Raw genomic sequence first — 14,746 nt, forward strand, 5'->3', positions numbered from 1 at the left:
CATTCGGGCACAGAGCCCACCTCTAGAGGATGCAGTCTCCGGTACCCACGGCCACCGTCGACATCGGCGCCTCCTGTACCTGCTGCGACACCTCGTTGGCGGTGAGGACGAACCCCGTGTCGGTGTTGTCGACAGCAGCACCGAAAACCATGCCGAGTACTTGTCCGCCGGAATCGACGAGTGGTCCGCCGGAGTTTCCCTGTCGGATCGAACCCCGAACGGTGAACACCTCACGCTCGACAGTGGCGCCCCGGTAGATATCCGGACCGTCGAGGTCCAGAACCTCCCGGATACGCACGGCACTGGCCGTGTACGGACCACCACCGGGATACCCGAGCACGAGCGCGTCCTCTCCGGTGCTCGCCGGTTCGGGCGCGAAGCTCAGTACGGGGGCGTCGAGTCCGGGGACCGCGAGGACGGCGATGTCGGCCGACGGATCGAACAGCACCACCTCTGCGTCCATCGGCCCGTTCCGCGTGTCCACGAGGATCCCCGCCGTTCCCGCGACGACGTGAGCGTTGGTCATCACCCGCTCGGGTGCAACGACGAAGCCGGATCCCTCCAGCGCTCTCTGGCAACTAGGGGCCACACCACGGATCCGCAACACGCTCGACTGAAGCGATGCCGCGACGGGGCTCGCCAGAATACTTGCATCGGGCGGGTCGACGTTGGTGATGGGAGTCCGACCGAAGGGCCCGATGACATCGGGGAGCCCCGACGTGTCGAGGAGGGCGGTGAACTCGCTGGGCAGTTTCCGCATCCACGCGGGCGCGATGTCGTCGACCGTTTCGAGAACGCTCGATCCCCGCACGGCCGCCGATACCTGGGGCTGGGAGGACGAGGTGAGCGGAATCGCAAGCAGCCATGCGGCAATGAACACCGCAACAGCCTGCACACCGGCCCCGACGGCACTGTCGAGCGAGCGAGCGGCGGGGCTGTGCATGCTCCCGCGTGCTGCCCTGCCGAGCACCATGCCCGCGACTTCTCCGATGATCACGAGCACCACGATCAATGCGACCCCGACCAGCAGGCGACCTACGCCCTCGCCCACGTGTACCAGCACGTGGGGCGCGATCAAGATGCCCGCGACCGCACCGAGCACGACGCCGACGAAGGCGAGTACAGACGCAATGGCACCATGGCGCCAACCGGACGTGGCGGCAACGAAGGCGATCAACACGATCGCGATGTCGATCCAGCGTGAGCCCGTCATCGATCGGCCGCCTGATCACCGGGTACACCGGTCAGGTTGTCGACGTCGAGTTCGGCGAGAACCGTTTGGAGGTCGCGGATATCGCGAGTGTCCCAGTCCTGTTCCCATCCAGAGGTCGCGATCAGCGCGGCCAGTATCCCTGCGGTGAAGCCCCACACGAGCATCCCGTCGACGGCAAACGCCGGCCCTTGGAAGCCTGCCGGGTGCCGCACCTGGAACCGGTTCCTCGGGTCGATCAGCATGTGCAGGGGAACCCGGGCGACTCTTTCTGCCTCGGCGGGATTGACGACGCCGACCGCGCTTGGCCTCTCCCAGTACGCAACGACGGGAGTGACGTCGAAGCCGGACGGGGGAATGAAGATCTCCTCGAGCACCGCAACGGGACGAACCCCGGACGGGTCGAGTCCGGTCTCCTCCTGCGCCTCGCGCAGCGCGGTCGCAATGGGCCCTTCGTCACCCGGGTCACTCGCGCCACCGGGGAAGGCCACCTGGCCGCTGTGCTGACGCATGGTGGACGCGCGCTGAGTAAGGAGGACGTCCGCCGAGGCCGGCAACCCACCCGCCATCAGCGGATCCGACTCGATCGGGCCGCCGAAGAGCACCAGGACCGCGGCTTGGCGGGCGATCGCGCCTTTCGGTGCGCGCCGATCGAGAACGGAATCGAACCGGCGAGGGTCCGCCACGGTGTGATGCGCAACGCTGTTCAGCCAGGACGGCACCCCGCCCCCCGTGGAGTTCGTCATGCTGCCACCCCCAAACTCTGTTCGACAGCAGCAGCAATGTCATCGACGCTGTCGAATGGCTGCGGCAGGATCTTCGCCACCGTACCGTCGGATCGAATCAGCACCGACACCGGAAGCACCGCAGGGGCGCCGACCGCGGCGCGGACGCGTCCGTCGCCGTCCTGCACACCGGGCAGTGTCACGGCGTAGTCGGTCAGGCGGGACAACGCACTGGACTCGTTGGGATCGGAGTGCACCGTAAGAACGGTAATTGCGTCCCCGGCACGTTCGGAATACCGCTGCAGATACGGCAATTCCTCGGCACAGGGACCGCACCAATACGCCCACAGGTTGAGCAATGCAGGTTTGCCTGCGAGCGCAGCGGCGAGGTCTACCTGACTACCATCCCCCATGCAGTCGAGCGTGATGCCGGACAGCGGCGAATCGGAGGAAGGATCGGGCGCACCCGTCGGCGCGGGACAGGGCGCCAGGCTCGCCTGCGAGCGCAGTGCGGCCAGCGCATCGGGGTCGGTGCCCTCCGAGTTCGACGTGATCCGACCCGATCCGAAACGACCGTCGTACGTTGCCACCTCGGCATCACCACCCCTCGGCCAGATCGCCACGACAAGGGCCACTACGACGACGAGTGCGGCCAGACTCCACCGCGCTGATGCAGACACACCTACCAACCCTTACCGGCCGGCCAGACGCAGCAGATGCTCCGTCTCCGGTCCGCGCACAAGTTCCGCCGCGACGTCGGGATCAACAGGTCCCAAGCCGTACGACGGACAGTCTTTGGCGAGCACGCACACCCCGCAGGCAGGTTTGCGGGCATGACACACACGCCTGCCGTGGAAGATCACCCGGTGTGAGAGCAGCGTCCAATCCTTGCGCTCGATCAGCGCGCCGACCGCGTGCTCGACCTTCACCGGATCCTCCTCCTCGGTCCACCTCCAGCGCCGCACGAGCCTGCCGAAATGGGTGTCGACCGTGATCCCGGGAACATCGAACGCGTTGCCGAGGATCACGTTTGCCGTCTTCCGGCCGATTCCGGGGAGGGACACGAGATCTTCGAGGTTGTTCGGGACCTCACCGTCGAAGCGTTCGAGAAGCGCCTGACCAAGCCCGATCAACGCGTTCGTCTTGTTTCGGTAGAAGCCCGTCGATCGGATGTACTCCTCGAGCTCGGCGCGTTCGGCCTCCGCATACGCCTTGGCGTCGGGGTACCGGGCGAACAACGCCGGGGTCACCATGTTCACCCGGACATCGGTGCATTGCGCCGAGAGAATCGTCGCAACAGCGAGATCCAGGGGTGTGACGAAGTCGAGTTCGCAGTGAACTTCCGGGAAGGCCTCACCGAGTCGACGGTTCATTCTGCGGGCGCGCCGGACGAGTCCGAGCCTGGTCTCGCCCTGCTTGACGGCCCGCGAACGAGCCGGACCGCTCGCTTCGGAGCCGTCGCTGAGGGTCTTGTGCACGAGGTCAACTCTACGTATACCCGGCCAATCCGACTCACTGCTGTGTCGCTTCTGAGACATTGGCAGTGTTTACTTCCCGGTATGCAAGGTCTCGCCGTGGTCCTCTTCCCAGTGCTGCTGATGTTGTTTGCGCTGGCCATGGAACGGGTCGAATTTCGACTCAGCCAGCTCACCGTTCGCCAGCAAGAGGTGGAGGAATTTCTGGACGGGGCAAGCAACGACGAAGTCGCCACCCTGGCCAAAGAGGGCTTCCCCCGTGCGCTCGCTCGCTTCAATCGCCGACGCAAGCACCGGTCTGGTTTCGAAACCGACGACGATGCGGAGACTCAGCGCGCAGGCTGATCGGAAGCCCCAAGTGGGCTCACCGAAATCCGGCATTCCGGGCGTCCTGTCCCGCTTCCGTGGTATCGGTCACTCCGACCGGGTCACGTCAACGTAGACTTCGGATGCGAACCTGTTACGTGCAGGCGCGCCACCGCGAACCGGGGCATCGCCGACACGCAGCAAATCACGCAAGATTGCATCCAGACGAACGAATCTTCTCGAGGAGCCTAAGTGGACGACGTCCTGGCAAGAGCCGGCATCTTCCAAGGGGTCGAGCCCTCGGCGGTAGCGGCACTGACCAAGCAGCTGCAGCCCGTCGACTTCCCCCGCGGTCATGTCATCTTCAACGAAGGTGAGCCCGGTGATCGCCTGTTCATCATCGTGTCGGGCAAGGTCAAAATCGGCCGCCGCTCACCAGACGGCCGTGAGAACCTACTCACGATCATGGGCCCGTCCGACATGTTCGGTGAGCTGTCGATCTTCGACCCCGGCCCGCGAACATCCACCGCCACGACGGTCACCGAGGTCCGCGCCGTCAGCATGGACCGCGCGGCACTCAAGGCGTGGATCGATCATCGCCCCGAGATTGCCGAACAGCTCCTACGGGTGCTCGCACGTCGTCTCCGCCGCACCAACAACAATCTGGCCGACCTCATCTTCACGGACGTTCCCGGCCGTGTCGCCAAAGCGCTGTTGCAACTCGCTCAGCGATTCGGCACCCAGGAGGCCGGCTCGCTGCGTGTCACGCACGACCTCACGCAAGAAGAGATTGCCCAGCTCGTCGGTGCGTCCCGCGAGACCGTCAACAAGGCACTTGCCGATTTCGCGCATCGCGGATGGCTTCGCCTCGAGGGCAAGAGCGTGCTGATCTCCGATTCCGAACGCCTGGCACGCCGCGCACGATAGTCCGCACACAACTTCGGCCACCCCTGCCTGCAGGGGTGGCCGAAGTCATGCTGGATCGACGCGGACGGCTCAGGCGACCTCGCCGTGCTCGTCGTAGTGCCCCTCATGCTCCGCATGCCGGTGACCGTCGTGGATGTAGTCGACGTGGTCGCCGTGTTGGACCGTCTCGTGTCCGCAGTCCTTGCCGTGAACGTGCGGATGATCGGAAGGATCGTGTGGACGGTGCTCGGAAGTGCTCATGCGCGCCTTGCCTCTCGCTCGTATAGATGCTCGTATAAATACTGACGCATACAATCTAACGCACCGGGCACGGTAGTGCAGGGCTTCATTTCCTTCCGCCGACACGCTCGGGCGCCTGGCGTGGGTGGAAGAAACGGGCATCAGGGACCATCGGTGCTGCGCAGATGCGCCAGTTGCACGTTGACGGACTTCTCCGCCGCGGGCCACAACTCTCGGGGCACGTCGGAGTAGACATACTCGACGATCTCACGGGCCGTTGGGGTTCCGCCCAGCGCCATGAGCGCGGCCCGCACCTGGTCGAGCCTTTCCTCCCGATGGGCGAGGTACTGCTGCGCCACCGCAGTCAGTTCAGGAAGTTCTGGCCCGTGGCCGGGCATGACTCTGTAACCGGTTCCCAGGTCGCGCAACCGGCGCAGTGACGACAGATAGTCGCCGAGGTCGCCGTCGGTGTCGTCGAGGACGGCAGTGCCGCGGCCGAGGATCGTATCGCCGGTCAAGACGGTGCCTTCGAAACCGCCACCGCCTTCGAAATCGCCGCCTTCGACGACGAAGGACACCGAATCCCGCGTGTGCCCTGGAGTTGCGACCACCTCGAGGGTGAGTCCCGCTACGTCGATGGTCTCACCGTCGACGAGTGGCTTTCCCCCACCACGAAGAAACTCCGGATCCACCGAACGTGCGGGTGCGCCGGTGAGTTCGAAGAATCGCTGCACTCCCCCGGTGTGATCGAAATGACGATGCGTAATGAGCGTCAAGGCCACCGGGCCGACAGCGGCGACCCGAGCGAGGTGCTCCTCCTCGTTCTCACCGGGGTCGACCACCACGCACTCGGCGCGACCCGGTGCACGCAGAATCCAGGTGTTGGTGCCCTCGAGCGTCATCATGCCGGGATTGTTCTGGAGCATCACCGAGACGATCGGGGTGACCTCTCGCAGCTGGGCGTGGGCGGGATGGACAAGGGCCATGACCTAGGACTCCGGTCGGACTTCTGCGATCAATTCCACCTCGACGGGCGCACCGAGCGGCAGTTCCGCTACCCCGACGGCCGAGCGGGCGTGTGTGCCGGCCGCACCGAACACCTCGCCGAGGAACTCGGACGCGCCGTTCACGACACCGGGCTGACCGGTGAATCCCTCGGCGGAGGCGACGAAACCGACGACTTTCACGATCCGCACCACAGAGTCGATACCGACGAGGGAGTCGACCGCCGCCAGCGCATTCAGTGCACACGTCCGAGCCGCGGCCTTGGCGTCCTCGTCCGACACGTCGGCACCGACCTTGCCCACAGCCGTCAAGTTGCCCTGGGTTATTGGCAGCTGCCCCGACGTGTAGACGTAATTCCCCGTGCGCACAGCCGGCACGTACGCGGCCACCGGCGGAACGACGGGCGGGAGAGTGACGCCCAGTTCGGCCAGGCGGCTCGACCAGTTCTGTGTCTGTGCCATGGCCATCAGCCCTTCGGGCGCTTCAGGTAGGCGACGTGCTGCTCACCCGTGGGCCCGGGGAGAACCGACACCAGTTCCCAGCCGTCGGAGCCCCACTGGTCCAGGATTTGTTTGGTCGCATGCGTGAGCAGCGGAACGGTGGCGTACTCCCAGGAAGTCAATTCACTCATGCCGGTGAGCCTATCCCCCGCACGTCTCCGCTCCCAGACTTATAGGCTCGACCTCGTGGTTGCATCTCCAGACCAGCTCACCGCCGCCTGGCCGCACAAGGCCGCGGCGGCTCGGCTGCACTTCGTTTCCGGAAAGGGCGGCACCGGAAAGACCACCGTGGCCGCAGCGCTGGCCCTCGCTTTGGCCGAGGGTGGCCGTCGTGTACTGCTGGTAGAAGTCGAGGGTAGACAAGGCATCGCTCAACTCTTCGACGTGCCGCCGCTGCCCCCGAAGGAAACGAAGGTCGCGGCCGCCGAAGGAGGCGGCGAGGTGATGGCGCTGGCCATAGACATCGAGACTGCTTTCCTCGAGTACCTCGACATGTTCTACAACCTCGGATTCGCCGGTCGGGCGATGCGCCGGTTCGGCGCCATCGAATTCGCCACCACCATCGCGCCAGGCCTTCGCGACGTACTACTCACCGGCAAGATCAAGGAATGCGTCGTGCGAACCGACAAATCCGGCAATCGCGTGTACGACGCCGTCGTCGTCGACTCCCCGCCTACCGGTCGCATCGGCAACTTCCTCGACGTGACCAAGGCGATGGCCGATCTCGCGAAGGGCGGACCGGTGCATGCGCAGAGCGAAGGGGTGGTGCGGCTGCTGCACTCGGACGAGACGGTCGTCCACCTGGTGACGCTGCTCGAGGCTCTTCCGGTGCAGGAAACAGCTGACGCCGCGGGGGATCTGATCCGATCCGATCTGCGATTGGGAACCGTCGTCGTCAATCGCACCAGCCCGCAGTTCCTCTCGTCCGAGGTGCTCGCCGACGCCGCCAAGGGCCGAATCGATGCCGAGAAGATTCACACCGGGCTGCGGGATGCTGGAATCGACCTGACCGAAGAAGATTTCGCAGGTCTCCTCACCGAGACGATCGAGCACGCGTCCGTTCTCGAAGCCGAGAAAGAGAGCGCCGTTCAACTCGAGGAAGTGGACGGTGCACGACTGCACCTGCCGTCGCTGTCCGACGGAGTTGATCTGGGCGGACTCTACGAGCTCGCCGAATATCTGATGGAACAGGGTGTCCGATGACCCAGGTAGTTGAACACGAGCATCGCCATGTTGCCCCGGCCCTCGATGTGGCGGGTCTGCTCGAAGACCGGGCGACCCGGATCATCGTGTGCTGCGGCGCCGGCGGCGTGGGAAAGACGACTACGGCGGCATCACTGGCCCTGCGAGCAGCCGAACAGGGCCGCAAGGTGGTCGTGCTGACCATCGACCCAGCCCGCCGACTCGCGCAGGCTCTCGGCGTCGCGGAACTCGACAACACCCCTCAACCGGTGGAACTCGGGGCGAGCACCACCGGTGAACTTCACGCCATGATGCTCAACATGCGGCGCACATTCGACGAGATGGTGATCGAGCACACCACACCGGAGAAGGCCGAGCAGATTATCGCGAACCCCTTCTATCAGACGGTCGCCACCTCGTTCTCCGGCACGCAGGAGTACATGGCAATGGAGAAGCTGGGGCAACTCGCTTCCAACTCCGACTGGGACCTGGTTGTGGTCGACACACCGCCGTCACGCAACGCGCTGGACTTCCTCGACGCACCTCAGCGCCTCGGCGCGTTTCTCGATGGTCGCATGATCCGATTGTTCACGGCGCCTGGTCGTGGCCTTACTCGGTTGGTGACTGGGGCAATGGGCCTCGCGCTGCGCGGGGTGTCGACCATCGTGGGCAGTCAGATGCTCTCGGACGCGTCCAGTTTCGTCCAATCACTGGATTCGATGTTCGGCGGATTTCGCGAACGAGCACGGGCCACCTATGAATTGCTTCGACAGCCCGGGACGAACTTCTTGGTGATCGCCGCCGCCGAGCCGGACGCACTGCGGGAAGCCGCGTTCTTCGTGGACCGACTGTTGGGCGACGACATGCCACTTGCTGGGCTCGTGCTGAATCGGACGCATCCCACCCTGGCCTCTCTGTCGGCCGATCACGCGGTTACCGCCGCTGACCAACTAGAAGACCAGGATCCCCTCACCGCGGCCGTGCTGCAGATTCACGCCCACCGGGCCATGACCGCGAAGCGTGAGGTCCAGCTGTTGAGCCGATTCACAGCCGCGCACCCACACGTGCCGATCGTCGGCGTTCCCTCGCTGCCGTTCGAGGTGTCCGACCTCGAAGCATTGAGGGCCGTGGGTGACCAGCTCACTCGCAAGACGTCCTGAGCTCGCCGGTCATCCGGTCCGCGCTATTCCCCCGGCGCTATATCCCCCGGTTGGAAGTCAGCCCCCCAGGAGTCAGACAGCGGACTGATGCTGCCGCTGCGCTTCGAAGAAGTCAGACCACGACTCGACCTCAGGGTGCTGCTTGAGTAGTGCTCGGCGCTGACGTTCCGTCATGCCGCCCCATACGCCGAATTCGACACGATTGTCGAGAGCATCGGCCCCACACTGCATCAAAACCGGGCAATGCCGGCAGATCGTCGCAGCCTTCCGCTGCGCTGCGCCACGGACGAAGAGCTGATCGGGATCGACTTCCCGACAACGAGCCTGCGTGACCCAGGCGATTCGAGCTTCTGCTTGCTCGACATCCAAACGGCTAGTTGGGGTGGTCATGTGCATTCGGTTCCCCTCTTGTGTCTGCACAGCCCCCCCGCCTATCACGCTGAGACTGCACCAGATAAGTGATGGGCTGTTATCTCCATCACACCGTTCCCATAATTTAGGTAAAGAATCTGCAATGCGCAAGATGGAATCCACGACTTTTTGGTACGTACGTCCATCCCCACTGCTCAGGGCAGTTTCGTAGCCGACAATCTGCACCCGACCGGGGCACCCGAAGACCCCACGTACCCTGTAGGGCGTGTCGATTGCAAAAACAGTGGGGAAGCTCGCGGGATCATCTGCCCTCGCGGGCGTGCTCCTCGCCGGCGTGATGTTTCCGCTCGCCGGAGGATTCGGATATGCCTCCAACAGGGCGGCGGACACGGTGGATAACGTCTCCGCCGAACTGGTCGACGGAACGGTTCCCGCCGTCTCGACGATGGTTGACGCCGAGGGCAACCCCATTGCCTGGCTCTACGATCAGCGACGGTTCGAAGTCCCCAGCGACCAGATCTCCAACGAGATGAAGCTCGCTATCGTCTCGGTCGAAGACCGCCGGTTCCCCGAGCACAAGGGCGTGGACTGGCAGGGAACGATACGGGCGTTTCTGACCAACACCACGAGCGGCGAGGTCCAGCAGGGCGCATCGACGATCGACCAACAGTATGTAAAGAACTACCAACTGCTCGTCGTGGCCAAGACCGATGCCGAACGTCGCGCCGCGATCGAAACGACCCCGGCCCGCAAGATCCGCGAGATCCGGATGGCGCTGACCCTGGACAAGGAACTCACCAAGGACGAGATCCTTACCCGGTACCTGAACCTGGTGCCGTTCGGCAACGGCTCGTTCGGCATCCAGGACGCCGCGCAGACCTACTTCGGCATCGACGCGTCCCAACTCAACACTCAGCAGTCCGCGATGCTCGCGGGCATGGTTCAGTCGAGCTCGGCACTGAACCCCTATACGAACCCCGACGGTGTCCTCGCGCGGCGCAACGTCGTGCTCGACACGATGAGCTCGAGCATTCCCGACCGTGCCGCAGAATTCCAAGGGCTCAAGGAAACCCCGCTCGGGGTGCTGCCCGAACCCAACCGACTGCCCCGCGGGTGTATCGCGGCCGGAGATGCCGGCTTCTTCTGCGACTACGCCCTGGACTACCTGGCCTCCGCCGGCATCAGCCGCGAGCAGGTCGACAAGGGCGGCTATCTGATCAAGACGACGCTCGACCCCGAGGTCCAGTCATCGACCAAGGCGGCCCTCGACTCCAAGGCGAGCCCCACGCTCGACGGGATCGCCAATGTCATGAACGTGATCCAGCCCGGACAGGACTCGCACCGGATCCTCGCAATGGGCAGCAGCCGCACGTACGGCCTCGACGCGGACGAGCACGAGACCGTCCAGCCGCAGCCGTACTCGTTGGCCGGCCACGGCGCCGGATCGATCTTCAAAATCTTCACAACGGCGGCCGCCATGGAAAAGGGCCTCGGCACCAGCGCCGTCTTGGACGTACCCGCTCGATTCGAGGCAAGGGGCATGGGTAGCGGTGGCGCGAGGGGCTGCCCTCCGAACACGTACTGCGTCGAGAACGCGGGCAATTACCCCTCGGCGCTCTCGGTGACGGACGCGCTCGCGCAGTCGCCCAATACCGCATTCGTCGAGCTGATCCAGGCCACCGGTGTCACACCGACGGTGGATATGGCCGTACGTCTGGGCCTGCGCTCCTACGCCGAACCCAACACCTCGGGCTTCGACGACAGAAGCATGGCCGACTTCCAGAAGGAACAGAATCTTGGCTCGTTCACGCTCGGGCCTACCTGGATCAATCCGCTCGAGTTGTCGAACGTCGCTGCGACGCTCGCGTCACACGGCATGTGGTGCCCACCCACACCGATCGACTCGGTGTTCGACCGCAACGGTAATCCCGTCAGTCTCAAGGAGCAGGCGTGCGAGCAGGTCGTCGAACCCGGCCTGGCCGACACACTGGCCAATGCCATGAGCAAGGACGACGCGCCCGGTGGCACATCCGCCTCAGCCGCGAGGTCCGCCGGCTGGACGCTCCCGATGTCGGGCAAGACCGGCACTACCGAGTCCAACATGTCATCGGGCTTCCTCGGGTTTACCAACAACTTCGCCGCAGCCGCCTACGTGTTCGGCGACTCACCCACACCGGGCCGGATCTGCTCGTTTCCGCTGCGGCCCTGCAGCGGCGGAAATCTCTACGGCGGGAACGAGCCCGCCCAGACATGGTTCGCAGCGCTGAACCCGGTCGCCGACAAGTTCGGGCCGACGACGCTGCCGCCGCTCGACCAGAAGTACGTGCGGGGCTCGCAGAACGGCCAGGTGCCGAGCGTCGCCGGCCTGAGTCAGTCGGCCGCGATCTCGGTCCTGCAGGGTGCAGGTTTCTCGGTGAACTCGGTCACCACCGACTCTTCGGCGGCGGCGGGAACGGTCACCGGGTCGTCCCCGTCCGGTTCAGCGGTCCCGGGCTCGACCATCACGATCTACGTCAGCAGCGGGACAGCGCCGCCCGAGCCGGAGGAGCAGCCGGACGAGGGAACCCCCGTTCCACCTCTCCAGTTGCCATTCCAGATACCCGGCCTCCCGCCGATCCAGCTGCCACTACCGCCCGGGTGATCGAATGTGGGTGGGACATGCGCCTGTGCAAGTCCCACCCACATGTCAGAGGCGGGACTTGACCGCCTCGGCAAGCCGCTTGCCGTCGGCCTTGTTACCGGCAATTGCCGAAGCAGCCTTCATGACCTGACCCATCTGACGCATACCGGGGCGCTCCCCGATGTCCTCTGCTACCTGAGCGAGTGCCGTGTCCACGACGTCCACGAGTTCGGCGTCGGTCAATGGCGTCGGTAGATACTCGTCGATGATCCGGGCTTCGGCGTGCTCCTTCGCCGCCAGTTCGCCTCTCCCGTTCTCGGTGTAGATCTCCGCAGCCTCTCCGCGCTTCTTCGACTCCTTCGCGAGGACCGCCAGAATCTCGTCGTCGGTGAGTTCGCGGGCTTGCTTGCCGGCGACCTCCTCGGTCTGAACTGAGGCCAGCAGCATGCGGATCGTGGAAGTACGCAACGAGTCCTTTGCCTTCATGGCGGCCGTCATGTCGGAGCGCAGTCGTGCTTTCAGTGAATCTGACATGAGCAGAACGCTACGCGGTCGTAATCCGAATGAGCCACCGGAATTCTCCGCAGCCGATCTGGCACTGCATCTCAATTGCACGGATCGGTATCCTGAGGGAGTGTCTGACGACTTCCGTACCAATCTGACTCGCGCCGCTCTTGGTACCGCAGGTGCCGCCGCCCTCGGGATCGGATATGCATCGCTCATCGAACGCAACGCTTTCGCACTGCGCGAGGTCACGATGCCGGTCCTCGAGCCGGAGTCGTCGACGCTGCGAGTCCTCCACATCAGCGACCTGCACATGATGCCCGGGCAACGGCTCAAGCAGAACTGGCTACGTGAACTCGACAGTCTCGACCCCGATCTCGTCGTCAACACCGGCGACAACCTGTCGCATCCGCGGGCGGTTCCCGCGGTGGTTCAGGCGTTGGGCAATCTACTGGCCCGGCCCGGGCTGTTCGTCTTCGGCAGCAACGACTACTTCGCGCCGAAGCCGAAGAACCCGCTCAAGTACTTCCGCAGGGACCACGGACGAGTGCTGGGTGAGCCGCTGCCATGGGGCGACTTGCGTGCAGCCTTCACCGAACGCGGCTGGTTCGACATCACCCACACGCGACGCGACTTCGAGGTGGCAGGAGTCAAGGTCGCGTCAGCAGGTATCGACGACCCACACCTCGGGCGCGACCGGTACGACACCATCGCCGGGCCTGGTAACCCGCATGCCGACCTCCGGCTCGGCCTCACCCACTCCCCCGAGCCCCGGGTGCTCGACCGTTTCGCCGACGACGGGTACGACCTGGTACTCGCCGGCCACACACACGGCGGTCAACTCTGCCTGCCGATCTACGGTGCGCTGGTCACCAACTGCGGCATCGACCGTTCGCGAGTCAAGGGCCCGTCCCAGTGGGGCTCCCACACCCAGGTACACGTGTCCGCCGGAATCGGGACATCACCCTGGGCACCTGTACGTTTCTGCTGCCGCCCCGAGGCGACACTCCTGACTTTGGTTCCCGCACAGCGAGGCGGCTCCGACGCAGGTGCCGGGCGGGGCCGCACCAGTCCGTCGCAGAGTGAAGTTTTGCGCAATTGACCTGCTGATTTAGTCCTACGATCCCGATCCTGTAGGCTAGCCGAGGTTCAACACGGGGTGTGGCGCAGCTTGGTAGCGCGCTTCGTTCGGGACGAAGAGGTCGTGGGTTCAAATCCCGCCACCCCGACCAGTGTTAGAGCAGGTAGAGGCCCTGTCCGAGAATTTCGGGTAGGGCCTCTATTTCGTTTCCGTCCGCAGTGCGTCCGGGACTCGGACGCACGGTCCGAGAATCGCCACAACAGCCTAGCCAGCAACATGAGCGACGCATGGACACCTGCCAGGAATGATGAACGGCCATAAAGAAGTTCTGGACACCTTCGCCACTACCGGTGTCGCCAACGTTGTGCTGTCGCTGAGGCGCCGCCAACTCTCCTGACCAAGCGATGACCCGATACCTGAGTCACGGAGACGGTGCCGATCGACTCTGGGTTAGGTGTCGACCGTTGCGGAGAGCCTTGACAGGTTTCGCTGTGCGCCATTGACTCACGTACATGACCACCGCAGCACTGAGCAAGCAGTACAAGACCGTCAACGGCAAACGAATGGCCTACCACGACGTCGGAACGGGTGATCCCGTCATCTTCTTGCACGGCAATCCCACATCGTCGTATCTCTGGCGCGATATCCTGCCTCACGTGTCCGGACAGGCCCGGTGCGTCGTGCCCGATCTGATCGGGCACGGAGACTCGGACAAACTCGACGACCCGGGTGTCGGCTCCTACACATTCGTCGAGCATCGTGAGTACCTCGACGGTCTTCTCGATCAACTCGAACTCGGCGACAGCGTCACCTTCGTCGTCCACGACTGGGGCTCGGCGCTCGGTTTCGACTGGGCAAACCGCCACCGCGACCGGGTCGCCGGCATCGCGTACATGGAGGCGATCGTTCGCCCTGTGACGTGGGAGGAATGGCCGGAATCGGCGCGCGGGATCTTTGAGGCGCTGCGTTCGGAGGCGGGCGAGGAGATGGTGCTGACGAAGAACCTGTTCGTCGAGGCGATCCTGCCTGCGTCGATCATCCGCAAGCTCAGCGACGAGGAGATGAACGAGTACCGGCGCCCGTTCGCCTCCCCGGGTGAGGACCGTCGGCCGACGCTGACGTGGCCCCGCCAGATCCCGCTCGATGGTGAACCCGCCGACGTCGTCGAGATCGTGCAGTCATACGCCGACTGGTTGTCGACCTCCGACGTGCCGAAGCTGTTCATCAATGCCGACCCGGGAACGATCCTGACCGGACCCCAACGCGAGTTCGCCCGTTCCTGGCCGAACCAAACCGAGACGACAGTCGCCGGAACCCATTTCATCCAAGAGGACAGCCCACACGAGATCGGTAAGGCGATTGCCGAATGGCTGCCGAGCCTCGGTCGGGGTTGAGTTCGGTCAAGAGGCGCCCCTGCCCAACCGATACGGTGGCTCGGATTCCTGGGGGATCAGAAAGTT

At 64.5% G+C, this 14,746-nt stretch carries 17 protein-coding genes and 1 tRNA gene; 8 read left to right on the forward strand and 10 right to left on the reverse strand.

Going from position 1 to position 14,746, the window contains the following annotated elements:
* Positions 1 to 22: 22 nt before the first annotated feature.
* Genes BFN03_RS16090 through nth form a run of 4 tightly spaced genes read right to left on the reverse strand, consistent with a single transcriptional unit; the run spans position 23 to position 3,473 of the window.
* Positions 23 to 1,213, reverse strand: a complete 1,191-nt coding sequence (locus tag BFN03_RS16090; protein WP_070379848.1) for a MarP family serine protease — start codon at positions 1,211 to 1,213, stop codon at positions 23 to 25.
* The gene (locus BFN03_RS16095) at positions 1,210 to 1,956 is read right to left on the reverse strand and encodes an NUDIX hydrolase (RefSeq protein WP_070379849.1); all 747 of its coding nucleotides are present in this window, start codon (positions 1,954 to 1,956) and stop codon (positions 1,210 to 1,212) included. The genes BFN03_RS16090 and BFN03_RS16095 overlap by 4 nt, the downstream gene beginning before the upstream one ends.
* Entirely contained in the window at positions 1,953 to 2,615 is a 663-nt protein-coding gene (locus BFN03_RS16100; RefSeq protein WP_070379850.1) for a TlpA family protein disulfide reductase, read from the reverse strand. The genes BFN03_RS16095 and BFN03_RS16100 overlap by 4 nt, the downstream gene beginning before the upstream one ends.
* Positions 2,616 to 2,627: 12 nt before the next feature.
* Positions 2,628 to 3,473, reverse strand: a complete 846-nt coding sequence (gene nth, locus BFN03_RS16105) for an endonuclease III (protein ID WP_070379851.1) — start codon at positions 3,471 to 3,473, stop codon at positions 2,628 to 2,630.
* A 21-nt stretch (positions 3,474 to 3,494) separates the two neighbouring features.
* On the opposite strand from nth, the gene BFN03_RS16110 reads away from it, so the two are divergent.
* Together BFN03_RS16110 and BFN03_RS16115 are read left to right on the forward strand one after the other, a co-directional pair.
* Complete coding sequence (locus tag BFN03_RS16110; protein WP_070379852.1) at positions 3,495 to 3,755, forward strand: hypothetical protein; 261 nt, start codon at positions 3,495 to 3,497, stop codon at positions 3,753 to 3,755.
* Between the two features lie 213 nt (positions 3,756 to 3,968).
* A complete protein-coding gene (locus tag BFN03_RS16115) occupies positions 3,969 to 4,643 on the forward strand; it encodes a Crp/Fnr family transcriptional regulator (RefSeq protein ID WP_070379853.1) in 675 nt (224 codons plus the stop codon).
* 69 nt (positions 4,644 to 4,712) lie between these two features.
* Here the strand turns inward: BFN03_RS16115 and BFN03_RS16120 are convergent, their stop codons facing one another.
* The 4 genes from BFN03_RS16120 to BFN03_RS20475 all read right to left on the reverse strand — a co-directional run bounded on the left by BFN03_RS16120 (position 4,713) and on the right by BFN03_RS20475 (position 6,498).
* The gene (locus tag BFN03_RS16120) at positions 4,713 to 4,883 is read right to left on the reverse strand and encodes a zinc transporter permease (RefSeq protein ID WP_070379854.1); all 171 of its coding nucleotides are present in this window, start codon (positions 4,881 to 4,883) and stop codon (positions 4,713 to 4,715) included.
* Between the two features lie 140 nt (positions 4,884 to 5,023).
* A complete protein-coding gene (locus BFN03_RS16125; RefSeq protein WP_070379855.1) occupies positions 5,024 to 5,848 on the reverse strand; it encodes an MBL fold metallo-hydrolase in 825 nt (274 codons plus the stop codon).
* 3 nt (positions 5,849 to 5,851) lie between these two features.
* Positions 5,852 to 6,328 carry a RidA family protein gene (locus BFN03_RS16130; protein ID WP_070380992.1) on the reverse strand — a complete coding sequence of 159 codons (477 nt, stop codon included), beginning with the start codon at positions 6,326 to 6,328 and terminating at the stop codon, positions 5,852 to 5,854.
* 5 nt (positions 6,329 to 6,333) lie between these two features.
* The gene (locus BFN03_RS20475; RefSeq protein ID WP_157109634.1) at positions 6,334 to 6,498 is read right to left on the reverse strand and encodes a DUF4177 domain-containing protein; all 165 of its coding nucleotides are present in this window, start codon (positions 6,496 to 6,498) and stop codon (positions 6,334 to 6,336) included.
* Here BFN03_RS20475 and BFN03_RS16135 point away from each other — a divergent pair.
* A complete protein-coding gene (locus BFN03_RS16135) occupies positions 6,497 to 7,570 on the forward strand; it encodes an ArsA-related P-loop ATPase (RefSeq protein WP_084385648.1) in 1,074 nt (357 codons plus the stop codon). The genes BFN03_RS20475 and BFN03_RS16135 overlap by 2 nt on opposite strands.
* Positions 7,567 to 8,709, forward strand: a complete 1,143-nt coding sequence (locus BFN03_RS16140) for an ArsA family ATPase (protein WP_070379857.1) — start codon at positions 7,567 to 7,569, stop codon at positions 8,707 to 8,709. Before BFN03_RS16135 ends, BFN03_RS16140 begins: the two co-directional genes overlap by 4 nt.
* Before the next feature lie 72 nt (positions 8,710 to 8,781).
* Here the strand turns inward: BFN03_RS16140 and BFN03_RS16145 are convergent, their stop codons facing one another.
* The gene (locus BFN03_RS16145; protein WP_005248496.1) at positions 8,782 to 9,105 is read right to left on the reverse strand and encodes a WhiB family transcriptional regulator; all 324 of its coding nucleotides are present in this window, start codon (positions 9,103 to 9,105) and stop codon (positions 8,782 to 8,784) included.
* A gap of 259 nt (positions 9,106 to 9,364) precedes the next feature.
* Between BFN03_RS16145 and BFN03_RS16150 the strand changes: the two genes are divergently transcribed.
* On the forward strand, positions 9,365 to 11,722 hold the full coding sequence (locus tag BFN03_RS16150) for a penicillin-binding protein (RefSeq protein WP_070379858.1): 2,358 nt from the start codon (positions 9,365 to 9,367) through the stop codon (positions 11,720 to 11,722).
* A gap of 45 nt (positions 11,723 to 11,767) precedes the next feature.
* Here BFN03_RS16150 and BFN03_RS16155 read toward each other — a convergent pair whose 3' ends face one another.
* Entirely contained in the window at positions 11,768 to 12,235 is a 468-nt protein-coding gene (locus BFN03_RS16155) for a GatB/YqeY domain-containing protein (RefSeq protein WP_070379859.1), read from the reverse strand.
* 100 nt (positions 12,236 to 12,335) lie between these two features.
* Here BFN03_RS16155 and BFN03_RS16160 point away from each other — a divergent pair, with 100 nt between their 5' ends.
* From BFN03_RS16160 to BFN03_RS16170, 3 genes are all read left to right on the forward strand, one after another.
* Positions 12,336 to 13,307, forward strand: coding sequence for a metallophosphoesterase (locus BFN03_RS16160; RefSeq protein WP_070380993.1), 972 nt, complete (start codon positions 12,336 to 12,338; stop codon positions 13,305 to 13,307).
* A 53-nt stretch (positions 13,308 to 13,360) separates the two neighbouring features.
* Positions 13,361 to 13,437, forward strand: a tRNA-Pro gene (locus BFN03_RS16165).
* Positions 13,438 to 13,798: 361 nt separating this feature from the next.
* Positions 13,799 to 14,680, forward strand: coding sequence for a haloalkane dehalogenase (locus BFN03_RS16170; protein WP_070379860.1), 882 nt, complete (start codon positions 13,799 to 13,801; stop codon positions 14,678 to 14,680).
* Positions 14,681 to 14,746 lie beyond the last annotated feature (66 nt).

The organism is Rhodococcus sp. WMMA185, assembly GCF_001767395.1.
Lineage (GTDB): Bacteria > Actinomycetota > Actinomycetes > Mycobacteriales > Mycobacteriaceae > Rhodococcus_F.